General features: G+C 61.6%; 15 protein-coding genes. 7 read left to right on the top strand and 8 right to left on the bottom strand.

What is annotated here, in order from left to right; all coding sequences use genetic code 11:
* Positions 1–34 precede the first annotated feature (34 nt).
* Both ACSYDV_RS05985 and ACSYDV_RS05980 read left to right on the top strand, forming a co-directional pair.
* On the top strand, positions 35–1,792 hold the full coding sequence (locus tag ACSYDV_RS05985; RefSeq protein ID WP_438322874.1) for a type I secretion system permease/ATPase: 1,758 nt from the start codon (positions 35–37) through the stop codon (positions 1,790–1,792).
* Entirely contained in the window at positions 1,789–3,150 is a 1,362-nt protein-coding gene (locus ACSYDV_RS05980; RefSeq protein ID WP_438322873.1) for an HlyD family type I secretion periplasmic adaptor subunit, read from the top strand. The genes ACSYDV_RS05985 and ACSYDV_RS05980 overlap by 4 nt, the downstream gene beginning before the upstream one ends.
* Before the next feature lie 190 nt (positions 3,151–3,340).
* Here the strand turns inward: ACSYDV_RS05980 and ACSYDV_RS05975 are convergent, their stop codons facing one another.
* A complete protein-coding gene (locus ACSYDV_RS05975) occupies positions 3,341–3,577 on the bottom strand; it encodes a hypothetical protein (protein WP_438322872.1) in 237 nt (78 codons plus the stop codon).
* A 206-nt stretch (positions 3,578–3,783) separates the two neighbouring features.
* Here ACSYDV_RS05975 and ACSYDV_RS05970 point away from each other — a divergent pair, with 206 nt between their 5' ends.
* Positions 3,784–4,557 carry a Crp/Fnr family transcriptional regulator gene (locus ACSYDV_RS05970; protein WP_438322871.1) on the top strand — a complete coding sequence of 258 codons (774 nt, stop codon included), beginning with the start codon at positions 3,784–3,786 and terminating at the stop codon, positions 4,555–4,557.
* A 37-nt stretch (positions 4,558–4,594) separates the two neighbouring features.
* Positions 4,595–4,843: a DUF6894 family protein gene (locus ACSYDV_RS05965; protein ID WP_438322870.1), complete on the top strand. Its 249-nt coding sequence runs from the start codon at positions 4,595–4,597 to the stop codon at positions 4,841–4,843.
* 227 nt (positions 4,844–5,070) lie between these two features.
* Here the strand turns inward: ACSYDV_RS05965 and ACSYDV_RS05960 are convergent, their stop codons facing one another.
* Positions 5,071–5,229, bottom strand: a complete 159-nt coding sequence (locus ACSYDV_RS05960; RefSeq protein ID WP_438322869.1) for a hypothetical protein — start codon at positions 5,227–5,229, stop codon at positions 5,071–5,073.
* Between the two features lie 198 nt (positions 5,230–5,427).
* Between ACSYDV_RS05960 and ACSYDV_RS05955 the strand changes: the two genes are divergently transcribed.
* Entirely contained in the window at positions 5,428–5,604 is a 177-nt protein-coding gene (locus tag ACSYDV_RS05955) for a hypothetical protein (RefSeq protein ID WP_438322868.1), read from the top strand.
* 371 nt (positions 5,605–5,975) lie between these two features.
* Positions 5,976–7,883, top strand: a complete 1,908-nt coding sequence (locus ACSYDV_RS05950; protein ID WP_438322867.1) for an AsmA family protein — start codon at positions 5,976–5,978, stop codon at positions 7,881–7,883.
* 18 nt (positions 7,884–7,901) lie between these two features.
* Here ACSYDV_RS05950 and ACSYDV_RS05945 read toward each other — a convergent pair whose 3' ends face one another.
* The 3 genes from ACSYDV_RS05945 to ACSYDV_RS05935 form a co-directional block, all read right to left on the bottom strand.
* Positions 7,902–9,836, bottom strand: coding sequence for a response regulator (locus ACSYDV_RS05945; protein WP_438322866.1), 1,935 nt, complete (start codon positions 9,834–9,836; stop codon positions 7,902–7,904).
* A 68-nt stretch (positions 9,837–9,904) separates the two neighbouring features.
* Positions 9,905–11,407 carry an ATPase domain-containing protein gene (locus ACSYDV_RS05940; protein ID WP_438322865.1) on the bottom strand — a complete coding sequence of 501 codons (1,503 nt, stop codon included), beginning with the start codon at positions 11,405–11,407 and terminating at the stop codon, positions 9,905–9,907.
* 89 nt (positions 11,408–11,496) lie between these two features.
* On the bottom strand, positions 11,497–12,051 hold the full coding sequence (locus ACSYDV_RS05935) for a response regulator (RefSeq protein WP_438322864.1): 555 nt from the start codon (positions 12,049–12,051) through the stop codon (positions 11,497–11,499).
* Positions 12,052–12,330: 279 nt separating this feature from the next.
* On the opposite strand from ACSYDV_RS05935, the gene ACSYDV_RS05930 reads away from it, so the two are divergent.
* The gene (locus ACSYDV_RS05930) at positions 12,331–12,954 is read left to right on the top strand and encodes a hypothetical protein (RefSeq protein WP_438322863.1); all 624 of its coding nucleotides are present in this window, start codon (positions 12,331–12,333) and stop codon (positions 12,952–12,954) included.
* 387 nt (positions 12,955–13,341) lie between these two features.
* Here ACSYDV_RS05930 and ACSYDV_RS05925 read toward each other — a convergent pair whose 3' ends face one another.
* The 3 genes from ACSYDV_RS05925 to ACSYDV_RS05915 form a co-directional block, all read right to left on the bottom strand.
* Entirely contained in the window at positions 13,342–14,649 is a 1,308-nt protein-coding gene (locus ACSYDV_RS05925; protein ID WP_438322862.1) for a metal-dependent hydrolase family protein, read from the bottom strand.
* 91 nt (positions 14,650–14,740) lie between these two features.
* On the bottom strand, positions 14,741–15,520 hold the full coding sequence (locus tag ACSYDV_RS05920) for a hypothetical protein (RefSeq protein WP_438322861.1): 780 nt from the start codon (positions 15,518–15,520) through the stop codon (positions 14,741–14,743).
* Between the two features lie 649 nt (positions 15,521–16,169).
* Positions 16,170–16,540: MDR/zinc-dependent alcohol dehydrogenase-like family protein (locus ACSYDV_RS05915; RefSeq protein WP_497198769.1), on the bottom strand; the 371-nt coding region annotated here is incomplete at its 5' end.

Here is a 16,540-nt window from a genome sequence, read left to right as displayed (position 1 = left end):
CACTTATCCACCAATAGCTTCCCGGGAGTTTCTCATGCGCCTGTTCTGGATGCCCGTGCCGCCTGCATTGGTCGAAGCCGTCCGCGCCTGCCGGACCCATTTTCTGCTCGCCGCAGCGTTCAGCGCGCTGATCAATATCCTCTATCTCGCACCGACCATCTATATGATGCAGGTTTACGACCGGGTGGTGCCGACCAACGGCGTCTTGACGCTGGTCTTCATCACATTGGTCGTTGGCGTTGCCATTGCGACACTGTCCGCGCTCGACGCGATGCGCGTCCGATTGATGGCGCGCGCTTCGCTACGGCTCAACCGGTTGCTGTCTGGCGAGATACTGGACCGGCTGCTTGCCCGAAGCCGCGCGCTTCCCGGCGACCCATCGACGCAACAGGCGATGCGCGAATTCGACATATTTCGTCAGTCGCTGGGCGGCCCCGCCGCGATCGCGCTGTTCGACGTCCCGTGGACGCCGCTCTATCTGTTGGTCGCATTTCTGATCCACCCGCTTTTGGGCGTGCTGGTGCTCGGAGCAGGCGGCGTCCTGATCGCGCTGGCGATCAGCAACGAAAAACGCAGCAAGGCAAAGGCGGACGAGGCGCATCAGGCCACCGCCCTCGCCTATGAATCGCACGAAGCGACACTCCGCAAGGCAGAGCTTGTGCGGGCGTTGGGAATGCGGCGCGCGCTCGTGGCGCGGCACATCCGGCAGCGCAGCGTCGGGCTCGACGCAACCGCCGAGCTTCAATTTTCGAGCAGCCGTTATAACGGGCTGGTCAAATTCGTGCGCATGTTCATGCAGTCCTTCGCACTGGGAATCGGTGCGTGGCTCGCCATCAACGGCCAGATTTCGGTCGGTGCGATCATCGCTGCATCGGTGTTGCTGAGCCGCGCGCTGCAACCGATTGAACAATTGGTGGGCCTGTGGCCGAGCATCGTCCAGTCGCGCCAGGCGCTGCAAACGCTTGGCCGTCTTTTCGATACCGCTCCGGTGAGCAGCTTCACGCGCACGACGTTGCCCGACCCCGAAGGCTTTGTGGAACTCGACCGCGTCGTCGTGCGCAACCCCGACGCCAGCGCAATTCTACTCAAAAATGTATCGCTGAAGCTCGTCCCCGGCGAGGCGCTGGGCGTTGTCGGCCCATCCGGTGCCGGCAAGACGACGCTGGCACGCATCGTTGCGGGCGCCCTGCCCCCCGATTTCGGCGAAATTCGCATCGACGGGGCCAGCGTGCGGGATTGGGATCCGGAAGAGCTCGCCCAACATATCGGCTATCTGCCGCAGGATTGTGCGCTTCTACCGGGGACGATCACCGAAAATATCTCGCGCTTCGCCGGAGAGCGCGGAATTCAACAGGCCATCATCGACCTGGAAGTCGTCCAGGCCGCCCGGATGGCCGGCGTCCACGAGATGATCCTGCACCTGCCGGGCGGCTATGACACATGCATCGAAGGCAGCGGACACCGTTTGTCCGCCGGTCAGGCACAGCGGATCGCACTGGCGCGCGCGCTTTATGGAAAACCGCGAATCCTAGTGCTTGATGAGCCGAATTCGGCGCTCGACAGCGACGGCGAGGACGCACTGTCGAGAGCGATCGCGGCAGCGAAGTTGCAAAGCGCGGCGATCATGATCGTGGCACATCGTGCCGCTATTCTTTCCAGCGCCGAAAGGCTGGCGGTGCTCACCGACGGCGCGGTCGTGGCGGTTGGGCCGCGCGATGAAATTCTCGCCGCATTGAAGCAATCGGCGGCGCAGCAGAATGTCGTTCCGATTAACGAGGGAGCCCGGCCATGAGCGATGCGATGGAAAACCCACCGGTTGAGACCACCGATCCGGCGAACGATGAAAATGTGGACAAGCCCCATCGCGAATTGCGGATAGGCGGCACGATTGTGGCCCTGTTTTTCGTCGGCCTGCTTGGATGGGCCGCGATGACGCCGCTCGATGCCGGAGCCTATGCGCAAGGTGTCGTCGCCGTGTCGGGAAGCCGGCAGGCGGTGCAGCACCGCGACGGCGGGATCGTCACCGCGCTTCACGTCGTCGAGGGACAAACGGTGACCAAGGGGCAGGCATTGCTGAAGATATCGGCATCGGAACTGGTGGCGGCGGAACGCGGGCTCACCGGCGAAGTCGTCGCGCTTCTCGCGCAGCGCGCGCGGCTGACGGCCGAGCAAGGCGGACTGTCATCGGTTGCGGCACCGTCTGAATTCGCGTCGCTCGCACCCGAGGATCGAGCCCTTGCGGCCGAGGCTCTGCACGGCCAGCGGCTGCTGTTTGATGCTCGGCGCAGTTCAATCCGGACCGAACGCAGTGTGCTCAGCCAAAGGATGCGTCAGCATTCCGAACAGATCAACGGCTATGCCCATCAGATGCGGTCCAATCTGGAACAGCAACGATTGATCGGTGAGGAACTCAACGGGATGCGTTCGCTGCTTCCCAAGGGCTTCGTTTCCATCAATCGGATTCGCGGCATGGAACGCACGGCGGCCGAACTCGACGGGACTTATGGCGCCTATCGCGCCGACATCGCCCGCGCGTCCGAAGCGATCGGGGAAGCGCGGATGCAGGTCGTCGGCCTCGACAAACAGATGATGGAAGAGGTGGCGGCCCAGATGCGCGAAGGGCAGGTTCGTCTGGACGAACTGCAACCCAAACTGGTCTCGGTGCGCGAACAGCTTGTGCGCTCGACGGTCAGGGCCCCGGCCAGCGGCCGCGTCGTCGGCCTCAAGATATTCACCGTCGGCGGCGTCGTTTCGGCGGGAGAAACGGTGATGGAAATCGTCCCGCAAGATCGCGCCCTGATTATTGAGGCCAAGGCATCGCCCACCGATGCCGACGACCTGACACCCGGAATGGAGACGCAAATCCGCTTCACCGCATTGCAAGAGCGCAACCTGCCAATCCTGGTCGGCCGGATCTCGAAGGTCTCGGCCGACAGCTTCGAAGACGAACGGACTGGGATGCATTTCTTCAAGCTGGAACTGCTCGTGCCCCCCGATGAGCTTGGAAAGCTTCGTCAGGTTCGCAGCGATGGCGGGCTGCGCGCGGGACTTCCCGTCGATATCGTGATACCGCTGCGCAAGCGCACAGCGCTATCCTATCTGGTGGAGCCGCTGACCCAGACATTATGGCTGGCAGGCCGCGAGAACTGATCCCCGTAAAGCCAAGCTCTGATCGAAGCGTGGTCTGGACGCGCCATGCAAAACAATCAGCCAGTGGGTAATGGGCCGTTCACCTGTAAACGCGGCTTACGGGCCGGCAAGCCGATCTGGTTGGCGCGCTGGCGTGCGCCGATCGCTAACAAGCCTCTTACGTACAATATCGACACCGACGTCGCGACCATCATTCCGACTGGGCCGGAGGAGCCGGCGGCGGCGTCTTGGGCCGCGCCCAGGTTCGATTGATCGTATGGAGTGTATGGAGCTCGCTCGCGGCATCTTCCCAAATGCGGGCAAGGTCGTCGTCGCCGGCGTCGCGTGCCAGCGACGCCTCGGATCGTGCGTGACGCTCGGCCGCCTCGCCGTGCGCATCTTCGGCCGCAAGCATCGCCGCCCAGACCTTCTCCGAAATCAACACCATGCCATCCCTCTCCCGGCCGCGCCGCGATCAAGCGACATACCCCGTCGATGGACGAGCCGACTTAACCCATGTTGGAACAGTCGGCGTTATTCGCCGCCATAGAGGGCTCGGCATGGCTCCATGCTCGCAGGCCGGAACCGATCGGATGCCCCGATGTTCTGTGGATATGCGACACGATCAGAACTGGAACTGGTACAAGCCTGACTATGTCGTCGGTACGTTGGATGGGTGACGACGCGCCTGCCGGCAAGGAAGAGCGGCTTGGCATCTTCTTGCGCAAGTTGCTGAGCCACAGCCGCCTGTCCGCCGACGATCAGGAAGCTATTCGCTCGCTTCCCTTCACGCTTCGCCGTCTCGAGGCAAATGACTATATATTGCGCGAAGGCGACCGGGCGGTGGTATGCCCGGTCCTTCTACATGGTTTCGCTTATCGACAGAAAACCGCTGCCGACGGCGGGCGGCAGATCGTGTCACTCAAGATTCCTGGCGACGCCCTCGATTTCCAGTCGCTCTACCTCACGACGGCAGACCATAATATCCAGGCGCTGACGCCGGTCGAAGTGGCCATTTTCTCGCTCAAGGATTTCGAGAAGATCATCGCGCCCCGGCCCAACCTCGCCCGCGCCGTATTGGTCGATATATTGATTGAGGCCTCGATTGGACGGGAATGGCTTCTCAACATCGGGCGGCGCAACGCACTCGCGCGGCTCGCCCATTTGCTCTGCGAGCTCTATTATCGCGTCCAGCAGATCGCGATCGAGAATGTCGACGGTTTCGAGATACCGGTGACGCAGGAGCAGCTTGCAGATTTGCTCGGGCTGACCCCCGTCCATATCAACCGGACGATCAAGATTCTCGAACAACGCGGCGCGGTTCGGCGCATCGCGCGCAAGCTCACGGCCGGCGATGTGAAAATACTTCGCCAAATTGCCGAATTTTCCGATCTTTACCTGCATCGAAACAATATCTCGTCGGTTTAGAGAGCGGGGCGCGCGACACGGCAGGAGAACGGCGACTATGCCTCGCTATTTTTTTCACATCCTCGACGGCACCAGCGATATCGACGAGATGGGGCATGACATGCCCGACGACGCGGCAGCGCGACGCGAGGCGGTTCGATATTGCGGAAGTTTGCTCATCGACGACCCGGACCTGCTCCTTCGCGATAAGGATCTGAGGGTTCATGTCGCCAACGATGCCGGCGCGCTCCGCTTTTCAATCGTCATGCTGGCGCTTGACGCGGATCTTTCAAAAGGCGCCGGTTAAGCAAAAGGGCCCCGCCTTACGGCAGAGCCCTCCGGGCCTCGCTGCACCCGAAGGTACGAACGCCAGCCTCCCCCAACTTTCGCTCCCGGGTCGCAAGGAGTGTCGAAGTAAAGGCCTTTTATCGAGTCTGAGAGACCGCCGAAACAACACAGGTTAATACGGCCCCGCCCCATAAAAAGACCGGGCCGCGATCTCCGCGTCCCGGTCATTTTAACGCTTCGCTTCGCTTAGCGGTTCTGACGATCCTGATCGTCGGTGCCGGCCTGCTCGCGGTCGTCGTCGGTGCCCGGCTGGCGGCGGGTTTCGTCCTGCTGTTCCTGCTGGCTATCCTGGCCAGGGTTCTTGGCGGGCTGGTTGCCACCCGGCTGATTCTGGTTCTGCGCCATTGCGATCATCCTCTCATGATGAAATTGCCTGGGGGATCAGGCTTTCGGGAGACGCACGGCGGACTACCGTTGTTCCTAAATAAATCATCGACTTGATGCATGTTAGGACGATTGCGAAAATAGTCCTCGCGGCGAGTTCCAACGCGCAACTCGCGCGCGGCCCGGCGGTTGTCTCCATGTCATTACAAGGAGATTATCATGAGCATCAAAGGCAAAGCGAAAGAAGCCGCAGGCTATGTGAAGGAAGAAGCCTATGAGAATGGCGACTCCCCTGAAAGCCAGCGCAAGGCGCAGGAAGGCCGCGACCTCAGGAACGAGGGCCGCGTCGAGGACGGAAAGCCGCCGAAGACCGGAAAGCCCGGCACCGAAGACTGATCCTTTCCCCTCGCAGCGCTCCCGCGCTGCGCCCTCGGCCCGCTCCGGCGGGCCGTTTCTTTGCTGAGGACCAAGACGATGACAATCCGATCGACTCGGGAAGCAAGTGAATTGCCGCATTTCAGTCCGCCCCTCCCCCATCCGAGTTGGGCCGAGACCGAACCGGACAAGAAGCCTGACGAACGCCCGCCGCTGAGCGCAAAAGAATTCTGGTCTCGGCTCGGCGAATGAAGTCGGCTGTGCGGATGGGTCTTATCGGGCACATTCATGGCACGTCGAAAACCGTCGACCTCGCCCGATTAATCGCCGCCAAGTCCATATCCAGCCGGCACCGGCGGAACCTTACCCGATCCCCGGCATAGCTTATTCATATGCCCGACACCCGGCTCGTCATCCCACCCAAGCTCAAAATCGCGATAATCGCGCTCCTTCTGCTCGTCCTCGGCGGAACCATGCTTCTCGCCGCCTTTCCCGTCGGGCTGTTGCGCGGCACAGCGGAACGCAAATTGTCCGCAGAATTTGGCGCACCCGTCGCGCTGGGCGCCCTGGAACGTGATGGCCTCTTCTCCTTTACGCCGCTCATCACCATGCGCGATGTCCGCATAGGGCAGCCCAGGTGGGCAGGCACGGGCGATATGATGAAGCTGCGCCGTGCCAGCACACGCGTGCCCATTATCTCACTCCTTACGGGAAACTTCGACCCGCGCAGCCTCGACATCAACGGTCTGGATCTGGCACTCGTCCGCGATGCTGACGGAAAGAGCAATTGGGGCGGGAATGACGAGCGGAAAAGCAGCAAGCAAAGCTCTCCGCTTCGCCTCGATACGCTAACGATCACAAACGCGCGTTTCACGCTTCAGGACGCGAAGCGCCGGCTCGACGTAGCCGGTACGATCAACGCCAACCCGGCCACGGGATTGAGCGCCGATGCCACCGGCCGCTTCAACGGATCGCCCGCGCGGTTGCGGATCCGCGGCGGAGACCCGGCACAGAAAAGCCGTGGCTGGCCCTTCTCGGCGAGCCTGTCGTCCGGCCTGCTCGATCTTTCCGCGCAGGGCTCGATGCCCCGCCCTCTCGACGTCGCGAACGCCCGCATGACGATCACCGCGCGCGGCACCAGCCTCAAGCAACTCGATTATATCATCGAGGCCGGACTCTTTGGAACACAGGCTATCGATCTTACCGGAGACGTCCGCCGCGCCGGCGCGGATTGGTATATCGACCGGCTGGCCGGCACCATCGGCCGCTCGATCATTCGCGCGAAGGCGACTGTCCGCAAGCAGGAGGGTCGAACCAAAATCGACGCGACGATTGACGCACCCCAACTCGATTTCGACGATCTCGCCGACGATGCGGGGCTTGCAGCCGCCCGCGCAAAGCAGGCCCGCATCGGCCCCCGCATCATCCCCGACACGCGCATCAATCTCTCGAAAATGGGACCAACCGACGGGGTCATCCGCATGTCGATCAAGCGTCTGCTGGTCAAGGGTGGTTCGATCTTTCAGAGCCTCAGCGGTACGCTCAAACTCGATCATCGCGTGCTCCGGCTCGACAATGCCGTTGCCGGCCTTGGGCGCGGCAAGATGACCGGCAGGATCAAAGTCGATTCCAGGGAGGCGACGCCAATTCTTTCCACTGAGTTGAAGGTGGAAGGAGCAATGCTAGAAGATTTTATCGGTCAGCCCGACATGATCCGCGGCCCGGTGCAAGGCCTCATCCGTGTCACAGGACGCGGCGATACAGTCCGCGAGGCCTTTGCCAGCGGCGGCGGCAAAATCGCGTTCGTCGCGAACGGCGGGGCAATCAACCGCGCTGCCGCCTATGTAATCGGTCAAGATCTCGGCGGCGCCATCGGACAGAAAATCGGCGGCGATGACGATGAAATGACGCCGATCCGCTGCGCGATTTTCTCTTTCACGGCCAAGGGCGGACGGCTCTCGCCCGCCCCGCTCGTCATCGACACTGCCATTTCCCGCGCACGCGGACGCGGCCAGATCAATCTCGACGGCGAGACGGTGGCCCTGACGATGAACGGCGCGGCGAGCGAGAAGGCTGCCCTGAAACTCGTCGATCCATTGAAGGTGCAAGGAACGCTGTCGCAGCCCGCGATCAGTTTTTCTCCTGCCAGCAAGAAGAGCAACAGCGGCGGGATCATCGGCGCGGTCGGACGGTCGATCGGGACCGCTCTCGGCCTTCGGAAGGACCCCGCGAAGGATGAACCGCTACCCAAACCGGGTTCGGTCAACTGCCGGGAGTTGTCGGCAGCAGCGTTGCGTTAAACGGAATTTCCGGTTTCCCTAGTCCGCCAATTCTCTGCTCATGATGGCATCATGAAGGGCTCTCGCCATCTCGGCCGACCGAAACGGCTTCGGCAATCGCGGAACGTCGCTCGCGGTATCATCCGCGATATCCGCAAAGCCCGTTATCATGAGCACGGGCATGTCGGGACGGATCTTCCGCGCTTCACGAGCGAGTTCGAGACCACTCATCCCGGGCATGAGATAATCGGTCACCACAACGTCGAACGGATGCGCGCGAATCTGGCCGAGCGCATCCTTTGCCGAGGGCAATTGCTGCACGACATGCCCCATTTCCTCCAGCATCGCCGCAGTGCCTTCGCGAACCGCATCCTCGTCGTCGACCAGCAATATCCGCATGGGAAGCGACGCCACGAACGGCATTTCGACCGGCGAAACATGCGCCAGCGCTGCCGACGAGGCCGCGGGCAGCAGAATATCCGCGCTGGTGCCGCAGCCCTTTTCGCTCCGGAGCGTCAACCGGCCGCCTGACTGAGCCGCCAGACCGTGGACCATCGACAGCCCCAGACCGGTGCCCTTGCCCACGCCCTTCGTGGAGTAAAAAGGTTCGACCGCCCGTTGAAGCGTCTCGGCATCCATTCCCGTCCCGCTGTCGGCGACCGAAATGAGGACGTAGGCGCCGGCGGGTAAATCCTGACCCCGCCCCGTCAATTCGGTCCGGCGTACCGAAATGGAGAGACGACCGCCCTTTAACATGGCGTCGCGCGCATTGACCGCGAGGTTGAGTACGGCGAGTTCAAGCTGATGCGGATCAACCATCGCAGCTGGAATATCGTCGCCCAGATCGACGGACAGCTCAATGGTCGGCCCGATCGACCGCTGGATCAGCTCGACCATGCCGCCGATCAGCGCGGACACGTCGACGGGATGCGTTTCGAGATTCTGCCGCCGCGCAAAGGCCAGCAGGCGCGCGACCAAAGTGCGTGCGCGTTCGGACGACTGCAGCGCCCCATCGAGAAGTTTCTGAAGCCGAGGCTCCGTTATTTTCGTCCGCAATATGTCGAGACTGCCAACGATCGGGGTAAGGAGATTGTTGAAATCATGCGCAACGCCGCCAGTCAGCTGCCCGAGCGTTTCGAGTTTCTGGGCTTCGTGGAGCTGCGCCATCACCTCGGCGTGCTCGCGCGTTCTCTCTTCGACCCGCGCCTCGAGTTCGACGGCGAAGTGCCGCAGCGTCTCCTCCGCCGCCCGCCGTTCCGTGATCTCCTGGCTCACGCCTGTCATGCCCGTTGCGCGGCCGGAAGAGTCGAGTGCGGGCTTGCCGCGCACCTGCACCCAGTGGATCGTCTTGTCAGGCCATATACAGCGATACTCGATGTCGTAATCGGCCCCGGTCGTCAGCGCGCGCTGCACTTCGGACTGCATCGTCGCGCGGTCCTCCTCATGTACGCTTGCCACGAGTGCCTCATAGGGAAAGGGATCGTTGCTCTCCCGGCCATAATGGCTCTTGCAGTCAGCCGAGGCATCGAGCTTCATCGAAGCCACGTCAAAGGTCCAGGCGCCGAGCCTGCCGGCGGAAAGCGCAATGCGCAGCTGCTGCTCGCCCTCATGGATCGACTGGAGCCGCGCCCGCGCGTCATACTGACGGCGCCGCCCCCGCAGGGCCGCCTTGGCGATGCTGATCAGCGAGGTAGGGTGAAAGGGTCGTTCGATAAAGGTGACATTGCCGAGCAGTTCGAGAAAGCGACCCGCGGCGGGATTGCGCTCGATGCTCCCCCCGCGCTCGGTGAGCAGGATGAACGGAAAATCCGACCATTCGGCTTGCGCCTTGATGAACCCGTCGAGTGCCCGAAGATCGGCACCGCGCAGCGCTTCATCGGTAATGAGTGCGAAGCCCGCGCCGTGAAGCAGGATATCGACAAAGGCCGGCAGGTCGCGTGCGATCTCGCTTTCGATCCCGGCCTCGCGAAGCATCGAAGCCGCGATATCAGCGTCCCTTCCTCGCGGCGCGAGAATAATCGCCCGCTCTGAAAAGGTCCGGTTCATCCGGCGGGCAAGACCTGCGGCGTGTCCATCAGTTTCGTATCGCCGATGATTTCGGGAACGCCGCGTAGCACGCCCTGAAAGCCGACGAGCGGTTCGCCGAGCGCGATGCCGCCGCCGCTGATCTGATATTCGCGGATCGTATGCTCGTGCGCCCCGGTCCGCTTCTTCATGATCGAAATCGCGCGGCGGACCCGGCCCGCCGCCTCGAAATAGCGGAGCAGTACGACCGTATCGGCCAGATAGGTGACATCGACCGGCGCCTTCATGTCCCCGACAAGACCATGCTGGGCAACCGTCAGAAAGGTCATTGCGCCTTGGCGATTCAGATATTGCAGCAACTCGTGCATGTGAAGAATGAGGGCCGATTCCTGGGGCATCGCCGCCTGAAAACCATTGAGGCTGTCGATCACCACGGTCTTGACATGATGCTTCTCGACGCAGCGGCGCACACGCTGCGAAAATTCGCCGGGCGAGAGTTCGGCGGCATCGACCTGCTCGATGATCAGGTTTCCGCTGTCGACCATCTCCTGCAGGTTGAGCCCCATGTTTTTCGCCCGCGCGAACAACAGCCCGAGTTCCTCGTCGAACACGAACATCGCCGCCTTGCCGCCGCGACGGATCGCGCTCTGGACGAAGGTGAGCGCGAAGAGCGACTTGCCGGTGCCTGCGGGCCCGAGGATCAGGGCGCTCGACCCCGCGTCGAATCCGCCACCCAGCAACGCGTTGAGTTCCGCATTGTCGGTCGCCAGCACGTCGCGCGCAAAATCGGTCTTGTGCTCGAGCGAGACGAGGCGCGGGAAAGCCCGGACGCCGCCCTTTTCGATCACGAAATCATGATAGCCGCCGCGGAACCGCTGGCCGCGATATTTGAGGACGCGGAGCCGGCGCCGTTCGGCGCCATAATCGGGCGACATTTCCTCAAGCCGGATCACACCATGGGCGACGCTATGTACCGTCTTGTCGGCGCTCTCCGACGTCATGTCGTCGAGCATCAGGACCGTCGCGTCGTGGCGCGCGAAATAATGTTTGAGCGACAGGATCTGGCGGCGATAGCGAAGCGAACTTTGTGCCAGGAGCCGAATTTCCGAGAGGCTGTCCAGAACGACGCGATCGGGCTTCACTTCCTCATATTTCTCGAGGATGCGCTTCGTTGTTTCGCCCAGCTCCAAGTCCGACGAATACAGCAAGCTCTGCTGCTGCTCGTCGTTCAGCAGAGCCTCCGGCGGGACCAGTTCGAAGATGTGGAAATTGGCAGGCAATTCCCATCCGTGCGATGCGGCAGTCTCGCGCAACTCCTCTTCGGTTTCCGACAGCGTGATGTAAAGGCAGCGCTCGCCCTTCTCGGCTCCTGCAAGCAGGAACTGATTTGCAATCGTCGTCTTGCCCGTTCCCGGATCTCCCTCCATCAGGAAAATCCGCCCGCGCGCCAGCCCCCCGGCTATGATATCGTCAAGGCCTTCGACCCCTGTCCCGGCCTTGCTTCTACGATCCAAGCTCATGTCCGCTCCTCGTTTCGCGTTCGACATCGCGCCGTCATCCGTCGATTGAAAATGACCGAAGCACGGAACAGGTTCCCGCTATCCCCCAGTTATCCCAGTTCCTCAAGCGATCGCATCACGCTGGCGAGCGTGAACGGCTTCTCGAGCAACGGTCGATCCCGCCACACCGGATCGAGATCACCGATAAATGCACCGGTTGCAACGATGAACGGGATATTCGCAGCTGCCAGCGCGGTAGCGACCGGATCGGACGTCTCGCCACAACATAGGTTGAGATCGACGATGGCCGCATCGATCCCGCCTTCGGCGAGCCGCGCAAGTGCGGGTGCCACGGAATCGACAACGGCAACGGGCTGGCGGCCCGCCATCGACAAGAACTCCTCCAATAGCATGCCAATGATCGCGTCGTCTTCAACGATCAGGATATTCTGAAAATCTGGCACGTTCATCTTGCTCCCGTGGCGGGGTGAAACTGCTCCGTCCGAAAAGAACCGCCGACGTTTCGAAGCGTTCCTTCTTGCCGTCGATGGTGTCAGGCCTCGGGCGGTTACCGGCCGCCCGGAAGCCAGCCAGTTTCGTCTGCGGCCCGAGGCCCCGATTGAAGGAATATCAACCATGATCAGTGACTTGCTCAGGCGGGCCAATCAAGATCGATGTTGTCGATAACGGCTGCATTCGCTAACCCCATTGCTGGAACAGATATTTGATCGCTTGCACCTTTGCGGTCGGGCGGATTTTCTACGGGTTTGGAAACGGATATGATGCGAATGCCACGGACCAGAACAAAATGGCTTGCCGCTGCCGTCGTGGCTGGCGCACTAGGCCTCGGAGGGCCTACGGCCGCGCAGACGCGCGATCAGCAATCCTCTGGCCAACTCGATGAAAACAGCCGCCGCGATGGTCGCCCATATGAGGTCCGCCAGATGACGCTTGAGGCGGGCAAACGATATGCGTTCAGTGCGGAATCGAAAGAATTTGACCCGGCGCTCAGGCTCTCCTTTGCCAATGCGGAAGACGAAGAAATTGCCACGGACGATGATGGTGGAGAGGGCAGAAATGCCTATCTCGAATTTACACCGGAGCGGAGCGGCCAGTATCGGCTCCGCGTACTTGCGGTCGACGACAGCATGGGGGCCTATGCGCTCCACGTGCGAGAGCTTGCGCCTTTGCCGGCGCCGCAGCGACCGACCCCGGCGAGCAGCAGCCAAATCACGTTCAAGAATTACGTCGGGGCTCTCACACGAACTGACGGCGAGGTCCGCGGCCGTCGTGTCGACGATTATCTGTTCCGCTTCGAGGGCGGCAAGCAGGTCATGATCTTCATGGACCGCGAAACCGACAGTCTCGACCCAATGATTGAGGTGCGCGCCGGCACAGATCGCTATAGCGACGACCCCATTGCGCGCGACGACGATGGTGGTGACGGGACGAACGCCCTCCTCATATTCACGCCGGATGAAAGCGGCGAATATCTGGTCCGCGCGACCAGCTCGGGAGAAGATAATGGCTTCGGCGGCTACAGCTTGCGGGTAGGGCAGCAACCCTGACGGCCGGCTGAGTCCCTTACGTCCGCACCACGCGTCCTTGACCTGCCGTCATTGCTGGCGCGCGGTTATCGGTGAGGCGTTTCATGCGTCTCATCGTCGGGCCCGACTATATAGCATCCTCCAAGCACGCCTGAGCGGACCTGTGTGCCGGAAGCCAATTCTGCGGTCTGAAGCATCCGTTGGCAGGCCGCTTCGCGACTCCAATAAACCACAGCCAGAACCACTCCGACGGTCGTGGCCGCCAAGACGAAAAGTGCAGCTCGGCGCGACATCAGAACCAGATCCAAAAATTCACAAACCCGCAACTCAATTGGCGGAACAATGGCTGAAAACCATTGCCTTTGGTACCGTTAGCCGAGCCGTCACACAGCGCCCCGGCCCGCATGCTCATTGCCCGCCCTTGTAAACCTTGCCGCCCTTCATGATGACCGTGAAATTCTTCGCAGGATCGCCAAGCAGGTCGATCTGTGCGAGCGGGTTTCCGTCGACGAGAAGAAGGTCGGCCAGCGCGCCTTCCTCGACCACTCCAAGCCGGCCCTTGTAAGGCGACCGCGGACCCGAAAGCGCAAGAAGTTCGGCATTGTCATGGGTCACGAGCTTGAGAAGCTCAGCCGGCGTAAACCAGCTCTTCAACCGCACCAGATAGTCGTTTTGTTCCGCATTGAGAGACGGGTCGAACAGGAAATCGGTGCCCCAGGCGAGCTTCACACCAAGCTTCTTCGCATTCTGCCAAAGCGCCGCATTGTTGGCGAGTATCTCACGCCGTTTCTCCCGGCGCGCGGGATCGACGTTCGGATTGTCGTCGGATAGCGTCTGGGTAGAAAGCCATACGCCCTTGTCCGCCATCACTCGGAGCGTCGCTTCGTCGAGAAGCTGCCCATGCTCGATACACTTCACGCCGGCATCAATCGCGCGGCGCACGGCGCGCGGGGTATAGGCGTGGACCATCACATAGGTGTTCCAGTCCTCCGCCGCATCGACCGCGGCCTTCATCTCCTCGAACGTATACTGGGTGACGTCGATCGGGTCATAATCGGACGAGGTGCCGCCGCCCGCCATCAGCTTGATCTGGCTGGCGCCGAAACGCAAATTCTCGCGCGTGGCGGTCAGCACTTCGCTGGTTCCGTCGGCGATGAAATTTGCGCCGAACATCTCGGAGCGCGAGACGCCGCCACCGAACTTGCGCGACCGTTCGGTCGGCAACCGGAAATCGCCATGCCCGCTCGTCTGCGAAATCACCGCGCCTGACGGCCAGACACGGGGACCGACGAGATCGCCCGCGTCGATCCGGCGCTTGAGGTTGAAGATTGGCCCGCCGGCGTCGCGTACTGCGGTAAAACCGCGCAGCAGCATGTCATGCGCCTGGCGCCCAGCCGCCTCTTCGGCCTTCTCCGGCGTGAGGTCGGGCGAAAGCATCTGCGGCATCGTCAACGCGCTGAAGGTCAGATGCACATGCATGTCGATCATGCCGGGCATCAAAGTGCGGCCACCGCCTTCGATGGTTTTCACCGGCCCGCTTGACGTGACCCTGTCGCCGATCTTCGCGATCCTTCCGCCTTCGACAAGGACATCGGTGGGGTCCCCCAATTGCCCCTTCACCACATCAAGTATGCGAACATTATGGAACAGTGTTCGGGATGCCTGAGCCTGAGCGCCTTGCGCCGGGAGCGACGAAATCAGGACCGCCGTCGCCACGCCGCATCCCCACCGTAAAGCCATCTTGTTCATCGCCTGCCCCTGTCCGTTTGAAGTGTCTGCCGAAGGCGTGTCGGTGCTCTCCAGCCCGTCAGAAAGTGAAGCTCGCGCCAAGAAGCGGGCCGGCGAGCGCCGCGCTCGTCCGGACATTGCCGCTCTTGTAATCGACATAGAGGTAACGATAGCCACCCGAGAGCCAGATATTCTTCGCAACCCGCAGGTTCGCCGTAGCGACGGCCTGCCCCGTCACTTCCGACGCGGCGCCGAAGCCGCCGATATCACCGTAAAGCAGGAACGACAGGCCTGGCGATGCCTTGATGTTGAGGCGTGTCGCAAAGACCGGGTCGATGAAGCTTGCCTTCGCGCTCGCTGTCACATTGAGTGCTGGCACCGCGGCCTTGGGACGAATCCACCAAGCGCGTCCGCCCACAAGGACGTCGAGCGAAGCCCCTTCCTGCTCGACCGCCCGGTAACCGACAAGCGCAGTCGCCGACGTCTGGCTGAGCTTACCTTCGGCAGGAACCACAGGGAGCGCCGGATTGCCGGTCGGCACCAGTCCTTCACGCGATGACGAGCTATGGGTGACATCGGCAACCACCACGACGCGATCATGCTTGATCAGCCCGCTGACGAAGAAGGCCGCGTCCACGTCCTCCATCAATTCGCCGAAACTCTTGTCGACATTTACCGTCGGCGCGCCCGGTCCCGGGCGAAGCGTCCCGCCGAACCCCGACGCCCAGACATAGGGGGTAATTTGCACGGTCGTCCCGCCGCCAACGGTTTCGGATTGTGCATATGCGGGGAACGCGAAGCCCAACGAAACCAACGCCATGATGGCAGATGCATGCATCGACTCGAGCTGCTTGTTCATCAGCATTACCCCTGCTGATTCCCACCACCGAAGGACGATCTCGGACCAGCTGCAGGCGTTGCCTTTCCCCGACAGCGCTCGTCCGAGGCCGCGATTAAAGAGCGGCGGGTGAGAATTCTTGTCGCTCGTCAAACGAGCAGAGGCAGGGAGGCCTTGTCAATTGCAATTCGTCCGTTGCGTTCAGAAAAGGAAGTTAATGGACAATAACCATATTCGTTTCAGTCGTCAGACATCTTGAAAAGAGCGGTTACGAAAAAGCGACACCAATCGTTATCGCAATTTTACCGCGACGTTACATGCTTCAACCGGCAAGAGAGCCCGTGACGTCGGGAGAGAGAGCAAGCGACAGAGTGCGGCGCTTATCCACATAGCGATAGTCGAATCGCCAGCGCAGCGATCCATCCGGGACGGCGATCAGATAAAGGCCACGCGCTTGTATGGTGTGACTTGCGACCGGGCATGGGCGGCGGCGGTGGGGCTAAATGACCTCGTCTTTTTTATTTCCCGCCAACCATGTAAAATAGGGGTCTGGATGCAACAGGGCGCCCTGAAACGTTCGCGCCGCTCTATGAAAAGCTGGCGGAATGACAGGCTGATCGTAGCTGATTACCCGTAGAAATGAGAGGCACTGCCCGCCTTGGCGAAATTATCAACTGGTGTCGACCGCCCCAGCCCAGCGCTGAGTTTGCATCGGTTCCCCAGGTTCGGCGAGTTCGGCACGGTCAAGGATTTCCGCAGCACCGAGAGCAGTCAGATAATCCGCTTCGTTCAGTCGTCCCGTCGCGGCGACAACACGATAGCCGGGCTTGCTGAGGAGCGATACCGCGACCCCGCCCACACCCCCGCTGGCACCGGTGACGAGGATATCGCCATCTGCCGGCCGCAGCCCGAGCCGTTCCAGGCGAAGAACGAAGAGCATCGCAGTATATCCTGCGGTGCCGATCGCCGCCGCCTGAAACGAGCTGAACGCGTCAGCAAGCCGCACGAGCCAGTCGCCGCTGACGCGGGCACGCTGTGAAA

It is taken from the genome of Sphingopyxis selenitireducens (assembly GCF_051550705.1).
Taxonomy (GTDB): Bacteria; Pseudomonadota; Alphaproteobacteria; order Sphingomonadales; family Sphingomonadaceae; genus Sphingopyxis.
Note: the sequence above shows the minus strand (reverse complement) of the source record. Positions and strands in the feature narration are given on the sequence as shown.